Source organism: Pseudorhodoferax aquiterrae (assembly GCF_014652235.1).
Lineage (GTDB): Bacteria > Pseudomonadota > Gammaproteobacteria > Burkholderiales > Burkholderiaceae_C > Pseudorhodoferax > Pseudorhodoferax aquiterrae.
Map to the genome: position 1 here is coordinate 66,025 of NZ_BMYK01000005.1, position 24,447 is coordinate 90,471.

Annotated in this window: 20 protein-coding genes; 14 read left to right on the forward strand and 6 right to left on the reverse strand. The window is 70.3% G+C overall.

What is annotated here, in order from left to right:
* The first annotated feature begins 6 nt into the window (after positions 1 to 6).
* The 5 genes from IE209_RS10610 to IE209_RS10630 all read left to right on the forward strand — a co-directional run bounded on the left by IE209_RS10610 (position 7) and on the right by IE209_RS10630 (position 8,311).
* Positions 7 to 1,068 (forward strand): sn-glycerol-3-phosphate import ATP-binding protein UgpC, encoded by a 1,062-nt coding sequence (locus IE209_RS10610; protein ID WP_189686932.1) that lies wholly within the window; start codon positions 7 to 9, stop codon positions 1,066 to 1,068.
* Positions 1,068 to 1,808 carry a glycerophosphodiester phosphodiesterase gene (gene ugpQ / locus IE209_RS10615; RefSeq protein WP_189686933.1) on the forward strand — a complete coding sequence of 247 codons (741 nt, stop codon included), beginning with the start codon at positions 1,068 to 1,070 and terminating at the stop codon, positions 1,806 to 1,808. The genes IE209_RS10610 and ugpQ overlap by 1 nt, the downstream gene beginning before the upstream one ends.
* Positions 1,809 to 1,983: 175 nt before the next feature.
* Positions 1,984 to 3,759: a patatin-like phospholipase family protein gene (locus IE209_RS10620; RefSeq protein ID WP_189686934.1), complete on the forward strand. Its 1,776-nt coding sequence runs from the start codon at positions 1,984 to 1,986 to the stop codon at positions 3,757 to 3,759.
* Positions 3,744 to 7,610 carry a non-ribosomal peptide synthetase gene (locus IE209_RS10625; protein ID WP_189686935.1) on the forward strand — a complete coding sequence of 1,289 codons (3,867 nt, stop codon included), beginning with the start codon at positions 3,744 to 3,746 and terminating at the stop codon, positions 7,608 to 7,610. Before IE209_RS10620 ends, IE209_RS10625 begins: the two co-directional genes overlap by 16 nt.
* The gene (locus IE209_RS10630) at positions 7,607 to 8,311 is read left to right on the forward strand and encodes a TVP38/TMEM64 family protein (protein ID WP_189686936.1); all 705 of its coding nucleotides are present in this window, start codon (positions 7,607 to 7,609) and stop codon (positions 8,309 to 8,311) included. Before IE209_RS10625 ends, IE209_RS10630 begins: the two co-directional genes overlap by 4 nt.
* Here IE209_RS10630 and IE209_RS10635 read toward each other — a convergent pair.
* From IE209_RS10635 to IE209_RS10650, 4 genes are read right to left on the reverse strand one after another with little or no spacing between them, the layout of a single operon-like run.
* The gene (locus IE209_RS10635; protein ID WP_189686937.1) at positions 8,295 to 9,344 is read right to left on the reverse strand and encodes a VWA domain-containing protein; all 1,050 of its coding nucleotides are present in this window, start codon (positions 9,342 to 9,344) and stop codon (positions 8,295 to 8,297) included. The two genes, IE209_RS10630 and IE209_RS10635, sit on opposite strands and share 17 nt — an antisense overlap.
* A gap of 26 nt (positions 9,345 to 9,370) precedes the next feature.
* Positions 9,371 to 10,348, reverse strand: coding sequence for a DUF58 domain-containing protein (locus IE209_RS10640; RefSeq protein ID WP_189686938.1), 978 nt, complete (start codon positions 10,346 to 10,348; stop codon positions 9,371 to 9,373).
* The gene (locus IE209_RS10645; RefSeq protein ID WP_189686939.1) at positions 10,329 to 11,336 is read right to left on the reverse strand and encodes an AAA family ATPase; all 1,008 of its coding nucleotides are present in this window, start codon (positions 11,334 to 11,336) and stop codon (positions 10,329 to 10,331) included. Before IE209_RS10645 ends, IE209_RS10640 begins: the two co-directional genes overlap by 20 nt.
* 21 nt (positions 11,337 to 11,357) lie before the next feature.
* Complete coding sequence (locus tag IE209_RS10650) at positions 11,358 to 12,272, reverse strand: S1C family serine protease (protein WP_189686940.1); 915 nt, start codon at positions 12,270 to 12,272, stop codon at positions 11,358 to 11,360.
* A gap of 161 nt (positions 12,273 to 12,433) precedes the next feature.
* On the opposite strand from IE209_RS10650, the gene IE209_RS10655 reads away from it, so the two are divergent.
* The 6 genes from IE209_RS10655 (at position 12,434) to IE209_RS10680 (ending at position 18,900) form a co-directional block, all read left to right on the forward strand.
* Positions 12,434 to 13,321 carry a TatD family hydrolase gene (locus tag IE209_RS10655; protein ID WP_189686941.1) on the forward strand — a complete coding sequence of 296 codons (888 nt, stop codon included), beginning with the start codon at positions 12,434 to 12,436 and terminating at the stop codon, positions 13,319 to 13,321.
* Complete coding sequence (locus tag IE209_RS10660; protein ID WP_189686942.1) at positions 13,305 to 14,093, forward strand: class I SAM-dependent methyltransferase; 789 nt, start codon at positions 13,305 to 13,307, stop codon at positions 14,091 to 14,093. The genes IE209_RS10655 and IE209_RS10660 overlap by 17 nt, the downstream gene beginning before the upstream one ends.
* A complete protein-coding gene (gene tfpB, locus IE209_RS10665) occupies positions 14,090 to 15,868 on the forward strand; it encodes a type IV pilus assembly ATPase TfpB (RefSeq protein ID WP_189686943.1) in 1,779 nt (592 codons plus the stop codon). Before IE209_RS10660 ends, tfpB begins: the two co-directional genes overlap by 4 nt.
* Before the next feature lie 137 nt (positions 15,869 to 16,005).
* Positions 16,006 to 16,494, forward strand: a complete 489-nt coding sequence (locus IE209_RS10670) for a tripartite tricarboxylate transporter TctB family protein (protein ID WP_189686944.1) — start codon at positions 16,006 to 16,008, stop codon at positions 16,492 to 16,494.
* Positions 16,495 to 16,504: 10 nt separating this feature from the next.
* The gene (locus IE209_RS10675) at positions 16,505 to 18,016 is read left to right on the forward strand and encodes a tripartite tricarboxylate transporter permease (RefSeq protein ID WP_189686945.1); all 1,512 of its coding nucleotides are present in this window, start codon (positions 16,505 to 16,507) and stop codon (positions 18,014 to 18,016) included.
* A gap of 86 nt (positions 18,017 to 18,102) precedes the next feature.
* Positions 18,103 to 18,900: an SDR family oxidoreductase gene (locus IE209_RS10680; protein WP_189686946.1), complete on the forward strand. Its 798-nt coding sequence runs from the start codon at positions 18,103 to 18,105 to the stop codon at positions 18,898 to 18,900.
* A 3-nt stretch (positions 18,901 to 18,903) separates the two neighbouring features.
* Here the strand turns inward: IE209_RS10680 and IE209_RS10685 are convergent, their stop codons facing one another.
* Positions 18,904 to 19,821 (reverse strand): DMT family transporter, encoded by a 918-nt coding sequence (locus tag IE209_RS10685; RefSeq protein WP_189686947.1) that lies wholly within the window; start codon positions 19,819 to 19,821, stop codon positions 18,904 to 18,906.
* 70 nt (positions 19,822 to 19,891) lie between these two features.
* Here IE209_RS10685 and IE209_RS10690 point away from each other — a divergent pair, with 70 nt between their 5' ends.
* The 3 genes from IE209_RS10690 to IE209_RS10700 all read left to right on the forward strand — a co-directional run bounded on the left by IE209_RS10690 (position 19,892) and on the right by IE209_RS10700 (position 22,771).
* The gene (locus tag IE209_RS10690) at positions 19,892 to 20,881 is read left to right on the forward strand and encodes a quinone oxidoreductase family protein (RefSeq protein ID WP_189686948.1); all 990 of its coding nucleotides are present in this window, start codon (positions 19,892 to 19,894) and stop codon (positions 20,879 to 20,881) included.
* Positions 20,878 to 21,681: an NUDIX hydrolase gene (locus IE209_RS10695; RefSeq protein WP_189686949.1), complete on the forward strand. Its 804-nt coding sequence runs from the start codon at positions 20,878 to 20,880 to the stop codon at positions 21,679 to 21,681. The genes IE209_RS10690 and IE209_RS10695 overlap by 4 nt, the downstream gene beginning before the upstream one ends.
* Before the next feature lie 181 nt (positions 21,682 to 21,862).
* Complete coding sequence (locus IE209_RS10700) at positions 21,863 to 22,771, forward strand: diguanylate cyclase (RefSeq protein WP_189686950.1); 909 nt, start codon at positions 21,863 to 21,865, stop codon at positions 22,769 to 22,771.
* Here IE209_RS10700 and IE209_RS10705 read toward each other — a convergent pair whose 3' ends face one another.
* Positions 22,772 to 24,436 (reverse strand): Na/Pi cotransporter family protein, encoded by a 1,665-nt coding sequence (locus IE209_RS10705; protein ID WP_189686951.1) that lies wholly within the window; start codon positions 24,434 to 24,436, stop codon positions 22,772 to 22,774.
* Positions 24,437 to 24,447 lie beyond the last annotated feature (11 nt).

A 24,447-nucleotide genomic window follows, 5' to 3' on the forward strand; every position in this document is an offset into this window, starting at 1 on the left:
GAACACATGGCGTCCATTTCCCTTCGCAAACTGATCAAGCGCTACGGCCACGGCGCCAAGGCGCTGCAGGTCATCCATGGCGTCGACGCCGAGATCCGGGACGGCGAGTTCGTCGTCATCGTCGGCCCCTCGGGCTGCGGCAAGTCCACGCTGCTGCGCATGGTGGCCGGGCTGGAGGAGGTCAGCGAGGGCGAGATCGCGATCGGCCCGCGCGTGGTCAACGACGTGGAACCGGCCGAGCGCGACATCGCCATGGTGTTCCAGAACTACGCGCTGTACCCGCACATGACGAACTTCGAGAACATGGCCTATGGCCTGAAGATCGCCAAGGTGCCCAAGGAAGAGATCCGCCAGCGCGTGGACAAGGCGGCCAAGATCCTGGAGCTCACGCACCTGCTGGACCGCAAGCCGCGCCAGCTCTCGGGCGGCCAGCGCCAGCGCGTGGCCATGGGCCGCGCCATCGTGCGCCAGCCGCAGGTCTTCCTGTTCGACGAGCCGCTGTCCAACCTGGACGCCAAGCTGCGCGCCCAGACCCGGCTGGAGATCCAGAAGCTGCACAACGAGCTCGGCATCACCTCGCTGTTCGTCACGCACGACCAGGTCGAGGCCATGACGCTGGCGCAGCGCATGATGGTCATGAACGCGGGCCGCATGGAGCAGTTCGGCACGCCGGAAGAGGTCTACCACCGGCCCGCCACCACCTTCGTCGCGAGCTTCATCGGCTCGCCGCCCATGAACCTCATTGAAGGCCGGGCCGAGGGCACGCGCTTCATCGTCGGCGAGCAGCGCCTGGCCCTGCCGCAGGCCGCGCCGCGCGACGGCGCGCTGGTGCTCGGCCTGCGCCCGGAACATGCCGAGCTGCGCGCCGACGGTGCCTGGCAGCTGGTGGTCGAGGCGGTCGAGATGCTGGGCGCCGAACGCCTGGTCTACGGCCGTGTGGGCCAAAGCCTGTTCACGGTGCGCCAGGACGCGATGCTGGACGCACCGCGCATCGGCGACACCGTGGCCGTGGGCGTGCCCGCTGCGCAGCTGCACTGGTTCGACGCCGACACCCGGCAGCGGCTGTGATGGCCAAGCCCTGGCCGTACCCCACCTGGGTCGCGCACCGCGGCGCCGGCAAGCTGGCGCCCGAGAACACGTTGGCTGCGTTCCGCTTGGGCGCTGCGCACGGCTACCGCATGTTCGAGTGCGACGTGAAGCTCAGCGCCGACGGCGTGCCCTTTCTGCTGCACGATGCGACGCTGGAACGCACGACCAACGGCGAGGGCCAGGCCGGCGACAAGCCCTGGGGCGAACTCGCGCAGCTGGATGCCGGCGGCTGGCATTCGCGCGCCTATGCGGGCGAGCCGCTGCCCACGCTGGCCGGCATCGCGCGCTTCTGTCTGGCCAACGGCCTGCTGCTCAACATCGAGATCAAGCCCACGCCGGGTGCCGAGGCCGCGACCGGCGCCGCCGTGGCGGACGCCGCTGCCGCCCTGTGGGCCGGCCAGCCTGTGCAGCCGCTGTTGACCTCGTTCCAGGTGGCGTCCCTGCAGGCGGCCCAGGCGGCCCAGCCGGCGCTGCCGCGCGGGCTGCTGCTCGACGCGTTGACCGCGGACTGGGCGCAGACCGCCACCGACCTGGGTTGCCAGGTGCTGGTCTGCAAACACAGCCTGTGGACGGCCGTGCTGGCGCAACAGGCGCAGGCCGCCGGCCTGCGAATGGCCAGCTACACCGTGAACGACGAGGCCGAGGCGCAACGTTTGTGCGCGCTTGGCGAGCACACCGTCATCACCGACCGCGTCGATCTGTTTGCTCCTGCGCGCTAACGCGCCCACGTAGGTGTAACGGTGGAGAACTGCGTGATAAATCGCTCACTTTTCATGCCAAAGAACGTTTGAATTTGCTATCGTCATGCGCGGGTGCAGGAGTGTGTACTGGCGCATCGACAGATCGGGATCCATTCCGCTCGCATGCGCTTCGCAGAGGAAAGGGTTCTCGCGCATGGTCGCAGCAGAGAAGTTTCAGGCCCGTGCATTGCAGGTGCTGCGGAGCAGCCGCATCTTCGGCCAGCTCGATGAGGAGGTGCTGCACGACCTCGCGCGTTTTCTGGTGCGGCAGGACGTGCCGGGCGGCCACCAGGTGCTGCGCGAGGGCGCCCCGTCGGACAGCATGCTGATCCTGCTCAGCGGACGTCTGCGGGTGTCGCGCACCAACCCCGACGGCAGCCTCTTGCTCTACAACGAGATCAGCGTCGGCGAGGGCGTGGGCGAGACCGGCATGATCCTGCAGCAGCCGCGCACGGCCGACGTGACGGCGGTGCGCGACTCCACGCTGGCGGTGCTGCGCAGCGCCGATTTCGAGGCCTTGCTCAAGCTGCGGCCTCTCGCGGTGAACCGCGTGTTCTCACAGGCCATCTACAACCACCTGCGCCACGGCGCGCAGGTCACGCGGCGGGCTTTCGCCCAGTCCTTCGTGGTGGTGCCGCTGCACCTCGATGCACAGGCCGGGGCCGTGGCGCGCGCGCTGACGGCCGCCTTCGCCAAGACCGGGCGCGCGCGGCACCTGCCGCCGCCCGCCAACGGCGCCCCGGAAGAAGGCCAGGGCGATGCGCTGGACGAGCAGTTCGACCACCTGGTCTACGAGGCCGAGGCCCAGGCCACGGAGTGGACGCGCCGCGCCTTCCGCCAGGCCGACCAGGTCATCTACGTGGCCCGGGCCGACGGCGCCCTGGCCGTCGGCGAGCTCGAGCAGCAACTGGCGCGCGAGCCGGGCTATGCACTCAAGCGCAAGCACCTGGTGGTCATGCACCCGGCCGATGCGCAGGCGCCGCGCGAGGTGCGGCGCTGGCTCGCCGGCCGGGCCTGCGAGCGCGTCTACCCGCTGCGCGCCGACCATGTGGAGGACTTCGCGCGGCTCGCGCGTTTCCTGACCGGCAACGCCGTCGGCGTGGTGCTGGGCGGCGGCGGCGCCCGCGGCTACGCCCACCTGGGCATCCTGCGCGCGCTGCACGAGGCCGGCATCCCGATCGACATGGTGGGCGGCAACAGCATGGGCGCTCTGGTCGGCGCGCAGTACGCCTGCGACGTGCCGCTGGAGGAGATCATGCGCAACACCCAGGCCTTCGCGGCCGGCGGCGAGCGGCTGACGCTGCCGCTGATCTCGCTGGTCTCGGGCTTCCGCGTCGAACGCGACCTGCGCAAGATGTTCGGCGAGCGCAGCGTCGACAGCCTGTGGCGGCCGTTCTTCGCCGCGGCCTGCAATCTCTCCAAGGGCCACACCACGGTGCAGGACACCGGACCGCTCTGGAAGGCGGTGCTGGCCAGCAATTCGCCGGCCGGGCTGTTCCCGCCCGTGCTGCACAGGGGCGACCTGCTGGTGGACGGCGCCATCCTGGAGAACGTGCCGGTGGATGCCATGCGCATGCGCCTGGGCACGCCGCTGGAACGCCGGCGCGGCAACGGCACCATCATCGCCATCGACGTGGACGTGCAGGAGGACCTGGCCGTCGCGCAGGACCTGGCCCGCCTGTCGCGCCGCAGCGCGCTCAAGGGCATGCTGGCCCGCAATCCCACGCAGCCGGGCATCGTCGAGATCCTGTACCGGGCCGGCCACATCGGTGGCCTGCACAAGCGCGCCGCGACCGTGGCGCAGGCCGATCACTACCTGGAGCCGCCCGTGGCCGAGTATTCGATGATGGACCACAAGCGGGCGCCGGAGATCGTCGAGGCCGGTTACCGCTACGCCGTGGAGAGGATCGCGCAATGGACGCGCCCGTAGCCCTGGCCGAACCCCGCACCGACAGCGAGACCAAGGACGCTCTGGCGCTGTCGCTGAGCCAGCGCGAGGTCTGGCTCGACCAGCGCGCCTGGCCCGGCAGCGCCCACCTGAACATTGGCGGCGGCGCCTTCCTGGTCGGCCTGCTCGACCTGGCCGTGTTCCGCCGCGCGCTCGCCCACCTGGTGGCCGAGAACGAAGCGCTGCGCCTGGCGCCGCTGCCGGACGGCCGCCAGCGCCTGCTGGCGCCGACCGAGGAGCCAGCGCTGGAAGTGGTGGACCTGGGCGACACCGAGGACCCCAAGGAGGCCATGCGCCGCTGGTGGCAGCAGCGCATGACCGAGCCCTTCGTGCTGGACGGCCGTTCGCCCTGGCGCTTCGCGCTGCTGCGCGCTTCCGACCAGCTGCACGGGCTGACCATCCAGTTCCACCACCTGGTCATGGACGGCTGGGGCACCTCGCAGGTGATGCGGCGCTGGGCCGAGATCCACAACGCGCTGCTGGCCGGCGAGCCGCCGCCGCTGTCCTCGGTGCCGCACTACAGCACCTTCATCGCCGAGTCCAACGCCTACCGCAGCTCCGAGGGCTTCGAGCGCGACAAGCGCTACTGGCGCGAGCGCATCCCGGAACTGCCCACGCCGCTGATCGAGCGGCGCTTCAGCCAGGCCCGGCCCGATACGCTGCCGCCGGCCAGCCTGGCCTTCCACCGCGTGCCGCGCGCCGACTACGAGCGCCTGCGTCGCCACGCGACGGAGCAGGGCCAGACCGTGTTCAACCTGGTGCTGGCCGCGCTGGTGCTGTACTTCGCGCGGATCTGCGAGCGCAGCGACGTGATCGTCGGCGTGCCCAGCCTGAACCGCGGCGGGCGCCGCTACACCGACACGCTGGGTATGTTCGTCGGCGTGGTGCCGATCCGCATCGAGCTCACGCCGCAGATGCCGGTGGCCGAGCTCATCGCCAACGTCGGCGCGTCCATGCGGGCGGCGCTGCGTCATCCGCGCTACCCGATCAGCGAGCTCGGCCGCGAGCTGCAGATGATCCGCGCCAACCGCGACGGCCTGTTCGACGTGCTGCTCTCGTTCGAGCGGCAGGACTATGCCGTCTCCTTCGGTGCGGCCCAGCTGGTCGAGTCGCGCCAGCTGTTCTCGGGCGTGGCGCGCTTCCCGCTGGGCGTGACGGTCTGCGAATTCCATCCGACCCAGGACGTGGAGCTGGCGCTGGAGGCCAGTGCCGCCTGCTTCTCGGCGGGCGAAACCGAACTGCTGGGCCGGCGCGTGTGGCACCTGGTCGAGGCCATCATGGCCGCGGCGCCCGGCGCCAGCGTGGACAGCATCGAGCTGCTGCCGCCCGAGGAACGCTGGCACGTGGTCTCGGGCCAGCACAAGGACGTGGCCTGGCACCAGGTGGTGCTGCCCTTCGTGAACCTGTTCGAGTACCAGGCCGCACTGCGGCCCGAGGCCGTGGCCCTGGTCTGGGACGGTGGCAGCCTGGACTACCTGGCGCTGGACCGGCATGCCAACCGGCTGGCAAGGCAACTGGTCGAGCGCGGTGCCGGGCGCGACGTGGTCGTCGCCATGGCGCTGGAACGCTCGCCCGAACTGGTGGTCAGCCTGCTGGCCATCGCCAAGGCCGGCGCGGCCTTCCTGCCGCTGGACGTGGACGCGCCGCTGGCGCGCCTGGCGTCCATCCTGCAGGAGAGCGGGGCCGCCGCCCTGGTGATCCAGCCGCGCCATGCCGACCGGCTGGGCGGCCTGCACGGCAACACGCTGGTGCTGGACCCGCTGGGCGAGGAACTGTTCGACGTCAACGCGACCGACCTGCCGCCGCGCCGGCCGGCGGCCTCGGACCTGGCCTATGTGCTGTTCACTTCCGGCTCGACCGGACGGCCCAAGGGCGTGGCCATCGAGCACGGCATGCTGTCGCGCCGGCTCATGTGGCTGTCGCGCGCCTGGGCGGTGGACGCGCGCGACCGCTCCGGCCAGGGCACGCAGGCCACGTTCGACCCCTCGCTGATCGAGCTGCTGCTGCCGCTGATCCACGGCGCCAGCGTGGCGCTGCCGCCGCCGGGCCGGCTGCTGCCCGAGATGCTGGCCGATTTCGCGCTGCGCCATGGCGTGACCTTCATGGCCTTCGTGCCGTCCACGCTGGCGCGCTTCCTCGACGCCGCAGCCGGCCGCCCGGGCCTCAAGCTGCGCGTGGCCTGCTGTGGCGGCGAGGTGCTGCCGCCGGAACTGGCCAGCCGCTTCATCGGCGTGACGGGCGGACGTCTGTTCAACGTCTACGGGCCGACCGAGGCCACCATCTTCGCCACGGCCTGGGAGTGCGAGGCGCAGCGCAGCCATGCGGCGCTGCCGATCGGCCGGCCCATCGACGACACCCGCATCTACGTGCTGGACGCCGGCCTGCGGCCCTTGCCGCTGGGGGTGGCCGGCGAGATCTTCATCGGTGGCGCGGCCGTGGCGCGCGGCTACCTGCACCGGCCCGAGCTGGATGCGCAGGCCTTCGTGCCCGACCCTTTCCACGCCGGCGAGCGCATGTACCGCACGGGCGACCGCGGCTGGCTGGCCAGCGATGGCCACCTGCACTTCGTCGGCCGGCTGGACCGCCAGGTCAAGCTGCGCGGCTACCGCATCGAGCTCGGCGAAATCGAATCGGCCTTGTTGGCCATCGACGGCGTGGTCCAGGCCGCCGCGGCCTTGCGCGAACTGCGCGGCAAGCCCGCCATCCACGCCTGGGCGCAGGCGCCAGGGCAGAGCGCCGAGCGCCTGCACGCCTTGCTGCGCGCACGCCTGCCCGACTACATGCTGCCGGCCAGCATCACGCTGTTGTCCGAGCTGCCGTCCAGCGGCACCGGCAAGATCGACTACAAGCAGCTGCCGGACCCGGTGGCGCAGCCCAGCGCAGGCGCGCGCGCCCCGGCGAGCGACATGGAACGGGCCGTGCTGGAACTCTGGAAGGACGTGCTCAAGGTGCCGACCCTCGGCGTGCAGGACAACTTCTTCGACCTGGGCGGCGATTCGCTGGCGGCCGTCAACATGATGAGCGGGCTGGAGAAACTCGTCGGGCGCCAGGTGCCGCTGTACCTCATCACCGAGCACCCCACCGTGGAGAGCCTGGCGGCCGCGCTGCAGCAGCACAGCACCACGCCGGGCCTGCTGCTGCCGCTGGGCGGCAACGGCCGCGTGCCGCTGTACCTGGCGGCCTCGGGCCACGGCGACCTGCTGCGGCTGCAGAACCTGGGGCCGGCCATGGGCGAGGCCTGCAGCCTGTACATGCTGCAGCCGCCGCCGGACCAGCCGATCGGCACCATCGCCGAACTGGCCGCCATGTACGCCGACCGCATCCAGGCCCAGGCGCTGGAGCAGGGCTTCGACGGTGGCTGGGTGGCCGGCTTCTCGGTGGCTGGCATGGCCGCGCTCGAAACCGCGCGGCTGCTGCGTGCGCGCGGCTGGCCCGTGCGCGGCCTGGTGCTGCTGGACACCACCTATCCCAGCTCGGTGCTGGGCGGCACCCGGGCCTGGCGTGCCGCCGGCTGGGTGGTGCGGCACTTCCACATCCAGGACCTGACCATGAACGGCCGCCGGCTCGACGCCATGTTCAACGACCCCGGCCTCGTGAGCCAGGTCATGGCGCTGCGCGGCTACAAGCCCGTGGCCTACGACGGGCCCACGCTGCTGGTGCGCACCTCCGGCCTGCGCACCTGGGACCGCTGGCTGTTCAAGCCCTGGCGCCGGCTCATCGGCCGGCATCTGCAGGAGGTGGAGATCGCCGGCATGCACGGCACCATGTTCGACGAGCGGCATGTGGCCGAACTGGCCGCGGCGCTGCGCGAGCGCATGGAGCGGGGCACGTGAGCGCAGGCCACGGCCTGCGCGGCCGGCTCTGGGCTCTGGTGCTGACCCTGGCCGTGCTGATCGGCCTGGCCGTGGCCTGGACCTGGTCCCCCATGCGCGAGTGGCTGGACGTGGACCGCATCGTGGACGGGCTGCAGGCGCTCGGCGCGTCCTTCGGCCCCGTCGCCGCAGTCGCGGGCCTGAGCCTGGCGCTGGTGCTGGCCGTGCCGCTGACCTTCCTGACGCTGGTGACGCTGGTGGCCTTCGGGCCCTGGACCGGCTTCGTCACCTGCATGGCCGGTGCGCTGGTCGCGGCCGCCGCCAGCCACGGCCTGGGTTCACTGCTGGGACGCGAGGTGGTGCAGCGGCTGGGCGGGCCGCGCGTGAACGCCGTGAGCCAGCGCCTGGCCGACCATGGCCTCTTGGCCGTGATCGCGATCCGCATGGTGCCGGTGGCGCCGTTCGCCATCGTCAACATGGTGGCCGGGGCCTCGCACATCAGCCTGCGCCACATGCTGCTCGGCACCTTCCTGGGCATGGCGCCCGGCACGCTGGTGATGGCCTTCTTCGTCGACCAGATCGTGGCGGCCCTGCGCAACCCCGGGCCGCTGACCTATGCCCTGATCGCGGGCACGCTGCTGCTGATCGTGGGCGCCGGCTTCGGCGCAAAGCGCTGGGTGCAGCGCGTGGAGGCGCAGCGCGGTCTCAGAGAACCCGGTTGAACCAGGCCAGCGACAGGCCGGCCGAGACCAGCGCCAGCAGCGCGCCGGCCAGTGCCAGCAGCGCCGAGATCTCGGTTTCCTTCTTCTCCACGGTCAGCCGCGAGCTCAGCGTCTGGTAGACCTTGCGCAGGTTCTCGGCCGAGCCGGCATAGAAGTACTCGGCCTGGGTGCGCGTGGCCACGGCCTTGAGCGTCTCCTCGTCCAGCCGCACGCGCATGGACCAGCCCTCGAAACCGATGGTCTCGCCGTCCACGGTGCCGATGCCCACGGTGTAGACCCGCACGCCGCGGTCGGCCGCCATCTTGGCGGCCTCCAGCGTGTCCACGCCCGTGGTGCGTTGGCCGTCGGTCAGGAGGATGATGGCGGCCGAGTCGTAGGAGCCGGGCGCCACCGGCGTGAATTCCTTGACCTCGCCCTTGGCCGCCAGTTCCTTGTCCAGGGGCACGCCGCGCGGGCGCTCGCGGCCGTAGGTCATGGCACCCACGTCGATGCCGGCATCGGGGAACAGCTCGGCCAGCGACACCACGATGGCGCTGCCGATGGCCGTGGCGCGTTGCAGCTGGAACTTGTCGATGGCCACCACCAGGTCCTCGCGCGACAGCGTGGCCGGCTGCACCACCTGGGCCGTGCCGGCGAAGGCCACGATGCCCACGCGCACATGGCGCGGCAGGTCGGCGATGAACGCCTTGGCCGCGTTTTGTGCCGCCACCAGGCGGTTGGGCTGCACGTCGGTGGCCCGCATGCTGCCCGACACGTCCATGGCCAGGATGATGGTCTCCTGCTGCGAGGGCAGGCTGATCACGGCCATGGGCCGGGCCGCCGCCACGACCAGCGCGCACAGGGCCAGCAGGAACAGCACCGGCGGCACGTGGCGCTTGAGGCCCTGGCGCACGCCCATGGCCTCGCGCACGATGGACAGGCTGGCGTAGCGCAGCGCGGTCTTCTTGCGCCGGCGCAGCAGCCAGACGTAGAGCAGCACCAGCAGCGGCGTGAGCAGCAGCAGCCAGAGGAACTGGGGCCAGAGGAAGTTCATGGGCGTTCTCCTCGTGCTGGGGCGTGTCAGGCGGCCGCCAGGGGCCGCAGATGGGTGGGCAGGCCGCCGCCGGCGCCGGACAGCCGGCTGCGCCGGCGGCGCAGTTCGGCGAAGCGCAGGATGGCGGCCGCGAGATCGTCGTCGGTGGACAGCTCCAGCGTGTCCACGCCGGCTTCGCCGAGCGCCTGGCGCAGTTCGGCCTCGCGCTGCGCGGCGATGCGCGCGAAGCGCTTGCGGAAACCGGCGTCCGAGGTGTCGACCAGCAGCTGCTCGCCGGTCTCGGCGTCGCGGATCGGGATCAGGCCCAGGTCGGGCAGTTCCAGCTCCAGCGGGTCGAGCAGGCGCACGGCCAGCACCTCGTGGCGCTGGGCCAGCTGGGCCAGCGGCTTTTCCCAGCCGGGCGCGCTGATGAAGTCGGACACCACGAACACCGTGGCGCGCCGGCGCATCAGGCCACCGGCCGCCTGCAGCAGCTCGTGCAGGTGCGTCACGCGGCCGGGTTCGGGGGCTTGTCCCGGCGCGGGCAGCATGCGGTGCAGCAGGTCCAGCACATGCAGGCGGCTGGCGCGCGGCTGCAGCACCTGGTCGAGCCCCGCGCCGTACAGCATGGCGCCGACGCGGTTGCCGTGCCGCGTGAGCAGCCGCGCCAGCACGGCCACGAAGGCGGCCGAGACCTCGCGCTTCTTCTGCTCGCCCGAACCGAAATCGATGGAGGGCGAAAGGTCGAGCAGGAACCAGGCCGCCATCTCGCGGTCCTCGGTGAACACGCGCACATGGGGCTGCTGCAGCCGCGCCGTGACGTTCCAGTCGATGTGGCGCACATCGTCGTGGTGCTGGTACTCGCGCAGGTCCGCGAGGTCCATGCCGGTGCCGCGCATCAGCGTGCGGTAGTCGCCCTGCAGCAGGCCATCGAGCCGGCGCAGCACCGTCCATTCGAGCCGGCGCAGCAGGTGCTCGGCCTGCGCGGGCGGGGCGGGCTTGGCTTCAGGCGGCGAGTTTTTCATGTTCCAGCGGTTTGGGCGGGGCCGGGATGCGGGCCATGATCTTGCCGACCAGCGTGTCGGCCGTGATGCCCTCCGAAAGCGCCTCGTAGGACAGCGCCACGCGGTGGCGCAGCACGTCGGGCACGAGGTCGCTCATGTCCTCGGGCAGCGCATAACTGCGCCCGCGCAGCATGGCCAGCGCACGCGCGCCCTCGGTCAGGTTGATCGTGGCGCGCGGGCTGGCGCCGAAGGTGATGAAGCGCGCCAGTTCCTTGAGGCCATGGGCTTCGGGCTTGCGCGTGGCCGAGACCAGCTTGACGGCGTACTGCACGAGCGAAGGGTCGACATAGATGCGCCGGCATTCCTTCTGCAGCGCGGCCAGCTGCTCGACCGTGGCCACCGGTGCCACCTGCACGGCCGGGCCGGTCACGCGCGTGACGATCACGAACTCCTCCTCGTCGGTCGGATAGTCCACCAGCACCTTCATCATGAAGCGGTCGACCTGGGCCTCGGGCAACGGGTAGGTGCCTTCGGTCTCGATCGGGTTCTGCGTGGCCATCACGAGGAAGGGTTTGGGCACGCGGTGGGTTTCGCCCGCGATCGTGACCTGGCGTTCCTGCATGACCTCGAGCAGCGCGCTCTGCACCTTGGCCGGCGCGCGGTTGATCTCGTCGGCCAGCAGCAGGTTGGTGAACACCGGGCCCAGCGCGGTGGCGAAGTCGCCGGTCTTCTGGTTGTAGATGCGCGTGCCGACCAGATCGGCCGGCACCAGGTCGGGCGTGAACTGGATGCGCTTGAACTGGCCCTGGATGGTCTCGGCGAGCGTCTTGACCGTCAGCGTCTTGGCCAGGCCCGGCACGCCCTCCACGAGCAGATGGCCCTGGGCCAGCATGGCCACCACCACGCGCTCGAGGAAGCGGTCCTGCCCGACGACGACGCGCTTGACCTCGTAGAGGATCTGCTCCATCAGCTGGGCGGTATCAAGGCTCTGGGTGCTGGCATCGCTCATGGACAGGTTCCTCGGGAAGGGTCAGAAGGGGTGCAGGCCCACGGCCGATGCCGCGTTCTCGATCGGCACGGCGAAGCCGATGCCCAGGAAGGTGCGCTGCTGCGTGGGGTTCAGGATCGCGGTGACGATGCCGACGACCTGGCCGTCCATGGTCACCAGCGGCCCGCCGGAGTTGCCGGGGTTGGCCGCGGCGTCGAACTGGATCAGGTTGGTCAGCATGTTCTTGCCCTCCGGCGAGCGGAACGAGCGGCCCAGGCCGGACACCACGCCGGCCGAGGTCGAGGGGCCGATGCCGAACGGAAAGCCCACCGCCACGACCTGGTCGCCCGGCATCAGGTCGGCCGTGGAGCGCATGGTGGCGGCGATCATGTCGTCCGGGATCTTGTGGGCCTGCAGCACGGCGAGATCGTTCTCGGGCTGCACCCCGGTCACGCTGGCCGTGGTTTCCATGCCGTCGGAGAAGGTGACCTTGATGGTCTGCGCACCCGAGACCACGTGCAGGTTGGTCAGGATGATGCCCTTGTCGACGATGACCACCCCCGTGCCCACGCCCTGTTCCACATCCTGCTTGCCGTCCTTGCCCTTGACGAAGCCCATCACGCGCACGACCGAAGGAATGATGGCGGCATAGGCCTTGGCCGCCGGCGAGGGCAGCACGTTGGTCTCCAGCGTGCGCATGACCGCCGCGTCGATGTCCTTCTGGGTCAGGCTGCGCGCTCCGGGGCGCAGCGCAAGCGTGCCGGCACCCAGGGCCGCCGCGGCCAGCAGCACGATGGAGGCCCACAGCAGGCGCGGATCGCTCCACCAGCGTTTGCGCGGGGGCGGCGGCGCCGTGGGCACGGCTTCGGTGGGTGGGGGGAGGTTGGGGGCAGCGTCGCCATCCGGCGGCGCGGGCCGGGCATGGGATGCACTGCTGTAAAGAGCCGGCCTACGCATCGGGGATCACCTGTGATGGGACGTTGTGCGGAGCTACGCAATGACAGTACCACGGTTCATTCCTGGGCGCATCCCCGGCCGGACGCCAGCCCCCATGCGATGTACGGCGATGGGCACCAGGGCCGTGCGGTGGCTGGGAGCCCGCGCGCTACAGTGGTGCCATGCCCTGGATCGACACCCATTGCCACCTGGATGCGCCCGAGTTCGGCCAGGACCACCAGCTGGCGCTGGCCGCGCGGGCCCAGGCGGCGGAGCGCGGCGTGGCCCTGTGCGTGGTGCCCGCCGTCGGCGTCTTCGATTTCGACACCGTGCGCGCCTTCGCGCACCGCACGGGCGACGCCTATGCGCTGGGCATCCATCCGCTGCTCGTGCCGCGCGCCGACGACGGCGACCTGGGCCGGCTGGACGCGGCCCTGGCAGCCCGTGCCGGCGACCCGCGGCTGGTGGCCGTGGGCGAGATCGGACTGGACTTCTTCGTGCCGGAACTGACTGAACCGGCCATGCGCGCGCGCCAGCTGCACTTTTTTCGCACGCAGTTGCAACTGGCGCGGCGCCACGGCCTGCCCGTCATCGTGCACACGCGGCGCAGCGTCGACCAGGTGCTGCGCCAGCTGCGCGAGGTGGGTGGGGGCCGCCCCTGGGAGGGCATCGCCCATGCCTTCAACGGCAGCCTGCAGCAGGCCCAGGCCGTGCTGGCCCAGGGCCTCAAGCTCGGCTTCGGCGGCGCCATGACCTTCGACACGGCGCGCCAGCTGCGCCAGCTGGCGACGGGGCTGCCGTTGGAGTCCATCGTCCTGGAGACCGACGCGCCCGACATCCCGCCCCAATGGCTCTACGTGCGGCAGTCCGAGCGCGCCGCCGGCCGGCCGCAGAGCCTCAACACGCCCGCCGAACTGCCGCGCATCGCCGAGACACTGGTGGCGCTGCGCGGCCTGCCGCTGGACGCCATCGCGGCCGCCACCACCGCCAACGCGCTCGCGGCGCTGCCACGCCTGGGGGCGCTGCTGCCGGCGCAGGCCACAATCGCGGGCGATGACCAAAGCCGCTAAATCCGCCGCCGCACGCCGTGCCCAGCCGGCGCTGCCCGAGGTGCAGTTCGCCGACGACGGCGTGGTGCGCACGCTGCACCTGGGCACCGAATGGGTGCAGGGCTCGATGCTGATCGACAAGCCCTTCGACATCGAACTCGAGTACGTGCAGCGCATGATGGCCTGGCTGCTGTTCGTGCCCGCCGACGGCATCACCAGGCGCCACGCCATGCAGCTGGGCCTGGGTGCTGGCGCGCTGACCAAGTTCTGCCACAAGAAGCTGCGCATGCGCACCACGGTGATCGAACTGAACCCGCAGGTGATCGCGGCCTGCCGCGGCTGGTTCAAGCTGCCGCCGGACGACGCGCGCTTGCAGGTGCGCCTGGCCGACGCGGGCCTGGCGGTGCTGGACGCCACGCTGCACGGCACGGTCGATGCGCTGCAGGTCGACCTGTACGACCAGGAGGCGGCCTCGCCCGTGCTCGACAGCGCCGACTTCTATGCCGACTGCCGCCGCCTGCTGACCGAGGAGGGCGCCATGACGGTCAACCTGTTCGGTCGCTCGTCGAGCTACGAGGCCAGCCTGGCCCGCATTGCCGAGGCCTTCGGCGAGCGCTCGGTCTGGGCCTTCCGGCCCACGCGCGAGGGCAACACCGTGGTGCTGGCCCAGCGCGAAGCCAGCCGGCCCGAGCGCGCCGACCTGCTCGCGCGCGCGGCCGAGATCGAATCGCGCTGGGGCCTGCCGGCGCGCAAGTGGCTGCGCGTGTTCGGCCCGGTGGCCCCCTCGCCATGACACAGGCTTACGTCGGTCCGGTCACCTGGCGCCTGCTGGTCGACTGGCTGGCCGCCGACGGCGTGATCTCGGCCGAGGAACACCGGCGCACCGTGGCGCGCTGCGCGCAGGCCGAGAGCGCGCAGCCAGCCCTGGTGCGGCTGGCCAGCGTGGCCATGGCGCGCGCCGCCGACGGCAAGCCGCTGGACATCGAGATGCTGGCCGAGTGGCTGGCCGGCCGCGCCGGCCTGCCCTACCAGCGCATCGACCCGCTCAAGGTCGACGTGGGCAAGGTGGCCGACACCATGAGCGCCGTCTACGCGGAGCGCCACAAGGTGCTGCCGCTGCAGGTGGGCGCGGCCGAGGTGGTGGTGGCCACGGCCGAGCCCTTCGTCAGCGACTGGGTGCCCGAGGTCGAGCGCCAGTCGCGCCGCAGCGTGCGCCGCGTGGTCGCCAACCCGCTGGACATCCAGCGCTACACGGCCGAGTTCTTCGCGCTGGCCAAATCGGTGCGCGCGGCGCAGAAGGCCGGTGGCAGCGCGGGCCTGGCCAGCTTCGAGCAGCTCGTCGAGCTCGGCAAGTCCAACAAGCAGCTGGACGCCAACGACCAGGGCGTGGTGCAGCTGGTGGATTGGCTCTGGCAGTACGCGTTCAACCAGCGCGCCAGCGACATCCACCTGGAGCCGCGGCGCGAGCAGGGCGTGATCCGCTTTCGCATCGACGGCGTGCTGCACCCGGTGTACCAGATGCCCATGGGCGTCATGAACGCCGTGGTCGCGCGCGTCAAGCTGCTGGGCCGCATGGACGTGGTGGAAAAGCGCCGGCCGCAGGACGGCCGCATCAAGACGCGCAACCCCCGGGGCGACGAGATCGAGATGCGCCTGTCCACCTTGCCCACGGCCTTCGGCGAGAAGATGGTGATGCGGATCTTCGACCCCGACACCGCCGTCAAGGACCTGGACGCGCTGGGCTTCTCGCCGCACGATGCCCAGCGCTGGGAGGCGCTGGTGCGCCAGCCGCACGGCGTGGTCCTGGTCACCGGGCCGACCGGCTCGGGCAAGACCACCACGCTGTATTCCACGCTCAAGCGCGTGGCGACCGAGGCGCTCAACGTCAGCACCATCGAAGACCCGATCGAGATGATCGAACCGGCCTTCAACCAGACCCAGGTGCAGCCGCAGCTGGACTTCGATTTCGCCGAGGGCCTGCGCGCGCTCATGCGCCAGGACCCGGACGTGATCATGGTTGGCGAGATCCGCGACCTGCCCACGGCCGAGATGGCGGTGCAGGCCGCGCTGACCGGCCACTTGGTGTTCTCCACCTTGCACACCAACGATGCGCCGGCGGCCCTCACGCGGCTCATGGAACTGGGCGTGCCGCCCTACCTGCTCAACGCCACCGTGCTGGGCGTGCTGGCCCAGCGCCTGGTGCGCGTGCTGTGCCGGCATTGCCGCGCGCCCGACGAGGGCACCACGGCCGAGACGCTGAACCGCATGGTCCACCCCTGGCGCATCACCGGCGCCTGCACGCCCTACAAGCCGGTCGGCTGCCTGGAGTGCCGCATGACAGGCTTCATGGGCCGCATGGGTCTGTACGAGCTGCTGACCGTCAGCGAAAGCTTCAAGGACAAGCTGGCCCAGGCCGGCGTCCAGCCCTCGGCGTTGCGCCGCCAGGCACTGGTCGATGGCATGCGGCCGCTGCGCCTGGCCGGTGCCCTGCGCGTGGCCGAAGGGCTCACCACCATGGCCGAGGTGCTCAGCGCCACGCCGCCGCTCGAGCCACCGCCGGCGGCGTGACCAAGCGTCACAAAACGCTGTTGCAAGGCCGCCAAGCGTCAGGCGGACGTCAGCAAGCATGTAGGTGGAATCCACATCTTTCGGGCTTTTGAATGCGCCCACAATCGCGCCACCTTTCAGTTCGAGGAGGCATTTTTGTGAACATCAAAAGTCAGAAAGACTTTTTCTCCGGGCTCATGTTCACCGTCGTCGGTGTTGCATTCGCCTGGGGCGCGACGACCTACACGGTGGGCAACGGCGCCCGCATGGGACCGGGCTACTTCCCGCTCATGCTGGGCATCGTCATGGCCATCATCGGCATGATCATCACCTTCACCGCCCTGGTGACCGAGACGCCGGACGGCGACAAGATCGGCAAGTGGGCCTGGAAGCAGGTGTTCTTCATCCTGGGTGCCAACCTCGCCTTCGGCATCCTGCTGGGTGGCCTGCCCAGCCTGGGTGTGCCGGCCATGGGCCTGATCGCCGCCATCTACGCGCTGACCATCATCGCCAGCCTGGCCGGCCATGAGTTCAAGCTCAAATCGGTGCTGATCCTGGCCACGGTGCTGGCCATCGGCAGCTACTTCGCATTCATCTGGGCTCTGAAGCTCCAGATCCAGGTCTGGCCGACCTTCATCACGGGCTGAGTCACACACCATGGACCTGATTCACAATCTTTCCGTTGGCTTCGGCGTCGCCTTCACGCTGACCAACCTGCTGTACTGCCTGATCGGCTGCATCTTGGGCACGCTGATCGGCGTGCTGCCCGGCATCGGCCCGGTGGCGACCATCGCCATGCTGCTGCCCGCGACCTACGCGCTGCCACCGGTGTCGGCCCTCATCATGCTGGCCGGCATCTACTACGGCGCCCAGTACGGCGGCTCCACCACCGCCATCCTGGTCAACCTGCCAGGCGAGTCCTCCTCGGTGGTGACCGTGATCGACGGCTACCAGATGGCGCGCAAGGGGCGTGCCGGCCCGGCGCTGGCGGCTGCCGGTCTGGGCTCGTTCTTCGCGGGCTCGGTCGGTACGCTGATCCTGGCCGCGTTCGCGCCGCCGCTGACCGAAGTCGCGTTCAAGTTCGGCCCGGCCGAATACTTCTCGCTGATGATCCTGGGCCTGATCGGTGCCGTGGTGCTGGCTTCGGGCTCGCTGCTCAAGGCCATCGCCATGATCGTGCTGGGCCTGCTGCTGGGCCTGGTCGGTACCGACGTGAACTCGGGCGTGGCCCGCTTCAGCTTCGATGTGCCGGAACTGACCGACGGCATCGGCTTCGTGGCCATCGCCATGGGCGTGTTCGGCTACGGTGAAATCATCACCAACCTGTCCAAGCCCGCGGACGAGCGGGAAGTGTTCACGGGCAAGGTCAAGGGCCTGTTCCCGACCGCCGAGGACTTCCGGCGCATGCTGCCGGCCGTGCTGCGCGGCACTTCGCTGGGTGCGGCCCTGGGCATCCTGCCCGGCGGCGGTGCGCTGCTGGCGGCCTTCGCGGCCTACACCATCGAGAAGAAGACCAAGCTGCATCCGGGCGAAGTGCCCTTCGGCAAGGGCAACATCCGCGGTGTGGCCGCGCCCGAGTCGGCCAACAACGCCGGCGCGCAGACCTCCTTCATCCCGCTGCTGACGCTGGGCATCCCGCCCAACGCCGTGATGGCGCTGATGGTGGGCGCCATGACCATCCACAACATCCAGCCGGGCCCGCAGGTCATGACCAGCAACCCCGAGCTGTTCTGGGGCCTGATCGCCTCGATGTGGCTGGGCAATGCGATGCTCGTGATCCTGAACCTGCCGCTGATCGGCATGTGGATCAAGCTGCTGACCGTGCCCTACAAGTTCCTGTTCCCGTCCATCGTGCTGTTCTGCGCGATCGGCGTGTACTCGACCAACAACAACACCTGGGACATCTGGATGGTGGGTGCCTTCGGCTTCATCGGCTACTTGTTCGCCAAGCTGGGCTGCGAACCCGCACCGCTGCTGCTGGGCTTCATCCTGGGGCCGATGATGGAAGAGAACCTGCGCCGTGCGCTGCTGCTCTCGCGTGGCGACTGGAGCGTGTTCGTCACGCGCCCGATCTCGGCCGGCCTGCTGATCGCCGCCGCCATCCTCGTGATCATCGTGCTGCTGCCGGCGGTCAAGAACAAGCGCGAAGAGGCCTTCGTCGAAGACTGACGTCGTTCGCGGCCTTTCCCATGGACGGCGCCCTCGGGCGCCGTTTTTTCTATGATCGGCCGCTTTGGCCAACAACGGAGAACGTGATGGATCTGGGTATTGCAGGCAAATGGGCCCTGGTGTGCGGCGCGAGCAAGGGCTTGGGCTTCGGCTGCGCGCAGGCGCTGGTGCGCGAGGGCGTCAACGTGCTGATCGTGGCACGCGGCGCCGAGGCGCTGCAGGCCGCCGAGCGCACGCTGCTGGACGATCCGCAGCGCCCCGTTGCGGCCGAGGTCCGCCATGTGGCGGCCGACATCACGACGCCGGCCGGCCGTGCCGCGGTGTTCGCCGTGCGGCCCGAGTTCGACATCATCGTGACCAATGCCGGCGGCCCGCCGCCCGGCGACTTCCGCGACTGGGACCGCGAGGACTGGGTCAAGGCGCTGGACGCCAACATGCTGACGCCGATCGAGCTGATCAAGGGCGCGGTCGACGGCATGGCCGCGCGCGGCTTCGGTCGCATCGTCAACATCACCTCGAGCTCGGTGAAGGCGCCGATCGACGTGCTGGGCCTGTCCAACGGCGCGCGCAGCGGCCTCACGGGCTTCGTCGCCGGCGTGGCGCGCACCACCAAGCTGGCCTCGGCCAACGTGACCATCAACAACCTGCTGCCCGGGGTGTTCGACACCGACCGCATCCGCGCCACCGTGGCCGGCCAGGCGGCCAAGACCGGCAAGCCGGTCGAGGACATCGTCGCCGCGCGCAAGAACAACATTCCGGCGCGGCGCCTGGGCACGCCGGCCGAGTTCGGCGCGATCTGCGCCTTCCTGTGCAGCCAGCACGCCAGCTACATCACGGGCCAGAACATCCTGCCGGATGGCGGCGCCTACCCCGGCACCCACTGAGTGTCAGCGGGCGGCCTCGGTCCTGTGCGAGGACACGACGATGCCGCCCGCGATCAGCGCGAAGGCCAGGCCGTGGTACAGCCGCGGCGGCTCGCGCAGCACCAGGCCGGACAGCAGCACCGCGAACAGCGGTGTGAGGTTGGCGAAGAAGCCCGCCGTGCTGGGGCCCACGCGGCGCACGCCCGCGCCCCAGCACAGGTAGGCGGTCAGCGAGGGGCCGAGCGCGATGTACAGCAGCGCGCCGGCCAGCGGCCAGCCCCAGGCCGTGGCCACCGGTTCCATCCAGAGCGCCTCGCCCAGCGCGAAGGCGCCGGCCCAGGGCAGGCCGAACACCACCTGCGCCATCAGGAAGCCGGCCCAGTGCGCGCGCAGCGAAGCCGGGTAGCCGGGCCGCGTCAGCAACCAGCTGTAGGCGGCCCAGCACAGCGTGGCCGCCAGCATGTACAGATCGCCCGGCACCAGGCGCAGGTGCAGCAACTGCTGCGCCTCGCCACGGGCCAGCACCACGAGGACGCCGGCGATCGACAAGGCCGCGCCGAGCAGTTGCCGCTGCGAAACCGCCGCGCCGAACAGCAGGCCGATGGCCAGCATCCAGACCGGCAGGCTGGAGCCCACCAGCGTCACGTTGATCGGCGTGGATGTCTGCAGCGCCAAGTACTGCAGCGCGTTGTAGCAGCCCACGCTGAGCAGGCCCAGCAGCAGCAGGCCGCGGCGGTGGTCCCACAGGCCCGAGCCGCGCCGCAGCACGCTGGCTGCCAGCGGCAACAACAGTGCGAACACCAGCACCCAGCGCAGGAAGTTCAGCAAGACGGGCGGGATCATGCCGGCCACGAGCCGGCCGACGATGGCGTTGCTGGCCCACATCAGGGGGGGCAGCGTGAGCAGGGCGACCGTGGAAGGCGTCAGGCGTTGCGAAGGCATCGAAGCGACTGTAACCAAGCGCCATCGCTGCTAGCATCCGCCGCTTCGGTAGAAGACGAGCGAGGAAGACATGACGACGAGCAAGGCCATCCGCATCGACCGCCACGGCGGCCCGGAGGAAATGCAGCTGGTGCAGGTGCAGGTGGGCGAACCCGGCCCGGGCGAGATCCGCATCCGCCACAAGGCCATCGGCCTGAACTTCATCGACGTCTACCAGCGCAGCGGCCTGTACCAGCTGCCCATGCCGCTGCAGCTGGGCATGGAGGCCTCTGGCATCGTCGAGGCCGTCGGCGCCGGCGTCACGCACCTCGCGGTGGGCGACCGGGCCGCCTACGCCAGCCAGCCCCCGGGCAGCTACAGCGAAGTGCGCGTGATGCCCGCGAAGAACGTCTGCAAGCTGCCCGACGGCATCGACTTCGAGACCGGCGCGGCCATGATGCTCAAGGGCCTCACGGCCCAGTACCTGCTCAAGAAGACGCTGCCGCAGGGCGGCCTGCAGCGCGGCGACCATGTGCTGTTCCATGCCGCGGCCGGCGGCGTGGGCCTGATCGCCTGCCAGTGGGCGCGCGCGCTGGGCCTGCAGCTGATCGGCACGGCCGGCTCGCCCGAAAAGTGCCAGCTGGCGCTGGAGCACGGCGCAGCCCATGCCATCGACTACAAGCGCGAGGACTTCCTGGCCCGCGTCAAGGAGATCACGGGCGGCAAGGGCGTCAAGGTGGTGTACGACTCCATCGGCAAGGACACCTTCGAGAAGTCGCTGGACTGCCTGCAGCCCTTCGGCCTCATGGCCAGCTTCGGCAACGCCTCCGGGGCCGTGCCGCCCTTCGCGCCCGGCGTGCTGGGCGCCAAGGGCTCGCTGTACCTCACGCGTGCCACGCTGTTCACGCACATCGCCACGCGCGAGAGCACCCAGGCCATGGCCGACGACCTGTTCGAGGTGGTGCTGCGCGGCGATGTGAAGATCCGCATCGACCAGCGCTACCCCCTGGAACAGGTGCAGCAGGCGCACCGCGACCTGGAGGCGCGCAAGACCACCGGCTGCACCATCCTGACCTTGTGAACGCACTGGCGCTCGATCCGGACTGGTGCGCCGCGCTGCTGGCGCGCGCCGACCAGCCGCCGCAGGCGCCGCGCGTGCCATTGCTGTGGCAGGAGCGCGAGATCGGCAGCATCGAACCGGCGCTGCCGCTCGCGCTGGGCCGCCTGGGGGCCGCCGACGGCACTGCGCTCCTGTGCCGCGAGGGCCTGGCCTATTGCGTGCGCGGTGCACTCAGCGACAGCTTGGAGCGGCTGGCCCGTGCGCTGCGCGCGGCCGGCCTGGCCCATGCCTGGCGCGACGAGCAGCTCGCGGTCTGCGACGTGCACGGTGTGCCGCTGGCCAGCGTGGAACGTGCCGCGGTGCGCGTGCTGGGCATCGCCACGCGGGCCGTGCACCTGGTCGGTTTCGACCCGCGCGGCCATGTCTGGCTGCAGCAGCGAGCCTTCGACAAGCCCAACGACCCGGGTCTGTGGGACACGCTGATGGGCGGCATGGTGGCGGCCGGCGACACGCTGGACACCGCGCTGGAACGCGAAACCTGGGAAGAGGCCGGCCTGCGGCTGGAGGAACTGCAAGACCTCCATCAGGCCGGCTGGGTCCACCAGCGCCGGCCGGCCGGCGATGGCACGCGCCACGGCTACCTCGTCGAGGACATCGCCTGGAGTCGCTGCGTGCTGCCCGACGGCGTGGTGCCGCGCAACCAGGATGGCGAGGTGGAGCGCTTCGAATGCGTGCCGCCTGATGAGGTGGCGGCACGTCTGCAAGAGGGGCTGTTCACCGACGAAGCTGCGCTGATCCTGTTGCAGGCGCTGGGCGCATAGGGGGGCTTGCGCCCATACCCTGTCATTGTTGACACCCCCGGCGTCGCCCAAATGCCACGCGCCTGCATGTATGCATCTTGCTCGCTTGGAATGCAGGTGGGCAGGCCGTTCCAGCGGATACGATGTTCCCGAGCACCAACCCCGGCCGAAGGCGCACGGGGGCCGCACAAAGGGGCATCGCATGGATTCGAACGCGCGGCAGACCGTGCTGGTCGTGGACGACTCGGCAGTGAACCGCCAGATACTGACCGACCTGCTGCGGTCGGATTACGCCGTGATCGCCGCGCGCAGCGGCGAGCAGGCTCTGGAACTTGCGCGCCAGCACCAGCCTGACCTCATCCTCCTGGAAGTGGTGATGCCGGGGCTGGACGGCCACGAGGTGCTGCGCTTGCTCAAGGCCGATGGGCGCACTTCCTTGATCGGCGTCATCTTCATCACGGGCTTGGATTCGGCGGCCGAGGAGGAGCGCGGCCTGCGCGCCGGCGCATCCGATTACGTGGTCAAGCCCTTCCATGCCGCCGTGGTGCGCGCCCGCGTCGCCCTGCACCTGCAGGTGGCGCGCCAGCGCCGCCTGCTGGAGCAGTTGGCGCGCATCGACGGCCTGACCGAGATCCCGAACCGCCGCCATTTCGACGACATGCTGGCGCAGGAGACCGCGCGCGCCACCCGGGGCGGCGTGGGGTTGGCGCTGGTGCTGCTGGATGTCGATTGCTTCAAGCAATACAACGACCACTACGGCCACGCCAGGGGCGACCGCGCACTGCAGTCCATCGCCCGCCAGCTGCAGGCGGGCATGCGCCGCCCCGCGGACCTGGCCGCACGCTATGGCGGCGAGGAATTCGTGCTGCTGATGCCCGACACGGATCTGGCTGGCGCGGCACAGCGTGCCGAGCGCTTGCGCGCGGAGATCGAGCAGCTGGCGCTGCCGCACGCCTGGTCGGACGCTGCGCCGTGCGTGACTGTCAGCATGGGCGTCGCCCATGCCGTGCGCGGCGAGGAACTGTCGGGTGCCGCACTGCTGTTGCAGGCCGACCGCCGGCTCTACGCCGCCAAGCGTGCCGGCCGCAACCGGGTCGTCTGCGAAGGCTGATCAACCCAGCTCGTCGAACTTGGACTCGCGGATGCGGCTGGGCGCCAGCGCACCGGCCGAATCCAGAATGGGATAGGCGATCGAGCAGATGTGCGAGTTGATGCGCTTGAGCTCGGACAGCAGGTCGATGTGCAGCGAACTGGTCTCGATGCTGGGCACGGTCTTGTCGGTCAGCCGGGCCAGGTGGGTGCGCGAGTAGGCGCGTTCGAGGTCGCGAAAGCGCGCCTTCTCCTCGAGCAGCTTGCGCGCGTCGTGCACGGTGCCGTTCAGGAACACGCTCATGCCCAGCCGCAGGTTGGCCAGCAGGCGCTCGTGCAACTCGCGGATCTCGGCCATGCCGGCCTCCGAGAAACTGCGGCCCGGGCGGATCTTCTTGTCCTCGATGTCGATCAGCACGCGCTCGATGGTGTCGCCGATGTGCTCCATGTTGATCGTGAAGCTGATGATGTCGGTCCAGCGCCGGCTCTCCTCCTCGCCCAGGGCCTCGCGCGAGATCTTGGTCAGGTAGTACTTGATCGAGGAGTAGAGCTGGTCCACCGTGTCGTCCAGCTTGCGCAGGTCTTCGGCCAGGCGCAGGTCGTTGCGCACGATCACGTCGAGCACGCCGCGCAGCATGGTCTCCACCACGTCGGCCTGGTGCAGGGCCTCGCGGGCCGCGCAGGAGATCGCCAGCGAAGGCGTGGCCAGGGCCGAGGGGTCCAGATGCTGGGGCCGCTCCAGTGGCCCGCCCTGGCCGCGCGGCTGGCGCGGCAGCCAGCGTTCCACGCCGCGCGCGATCCATTGCGTGAGCCCGATGAAGACGATGGCGACGACGACGTTGAAGGCCAGGTGGAACAGCACCACCAGCGTGGCCGTGTCGGCAATGTAGGGGCGCACGGCCTGCAGCCACAGCCCGACCCATGGGGCGGCCAGCACCACGCCGAGCAGCTTGAACACCAGGTTGCCGAGCGGAACCTGGCGTGCCTCGACGGCCGAGCGCAGTGTGGTCAGCACCGCCAGCGCACCGCTGCCCAGGTTGGCGCCCAGCACCAGTCCCAGCGCCACTTCGGCCGGCACCACGCCGGAGGCGGCCAGCGTGGCCGTCAGCAGCACGATGGCCAGGCTCGAATAGCAGACGACGGCCAGCAGCGCACCCACCGTGATCTCGAGCATGAGATCGCTGGACAGCGAGCCCAGCAGCGACTTGATGGCCGGCGCCTGCGTGAGCACGGCGGTGGAGGCCGTGACCAGGCGCAGCGCCAGCAGCATGAGGCCCAGGCCGATCAGCACGCGGCCGAAGCGGCCCACGTTGGTGGATTGGCGCGCCATGAACAGCACCACGCCGACGAAGATCAACAGCGGCGAAAGCCAGGACAGGTCGAACGAGAACACCACGGCCATCAGGCTGGTGCCCACGTCGGCGCCCAGCATCACCGCCAGCGCGGCCGGCAGCGCCACCAGGCCCTGGCCGACGAAGGACGAGACGATGAGGGCGGTCGCCGTGCTGGACTGCACCAGGGCCGTGACGCCCAGGCCCGAAGCGAAGGCCGAGAAGCGGCTGGACAGGCTCCTGGACAGCGTGCTGCGCAGGTTGGCGCCGAACACGCGCAGGATGCCGGTGCGCACCATGTGCGTACCCCAGACCAGCAGCGCGATGGCCGCCAACAGATTCAGCAAATGCTTCATGGAATGTGCAG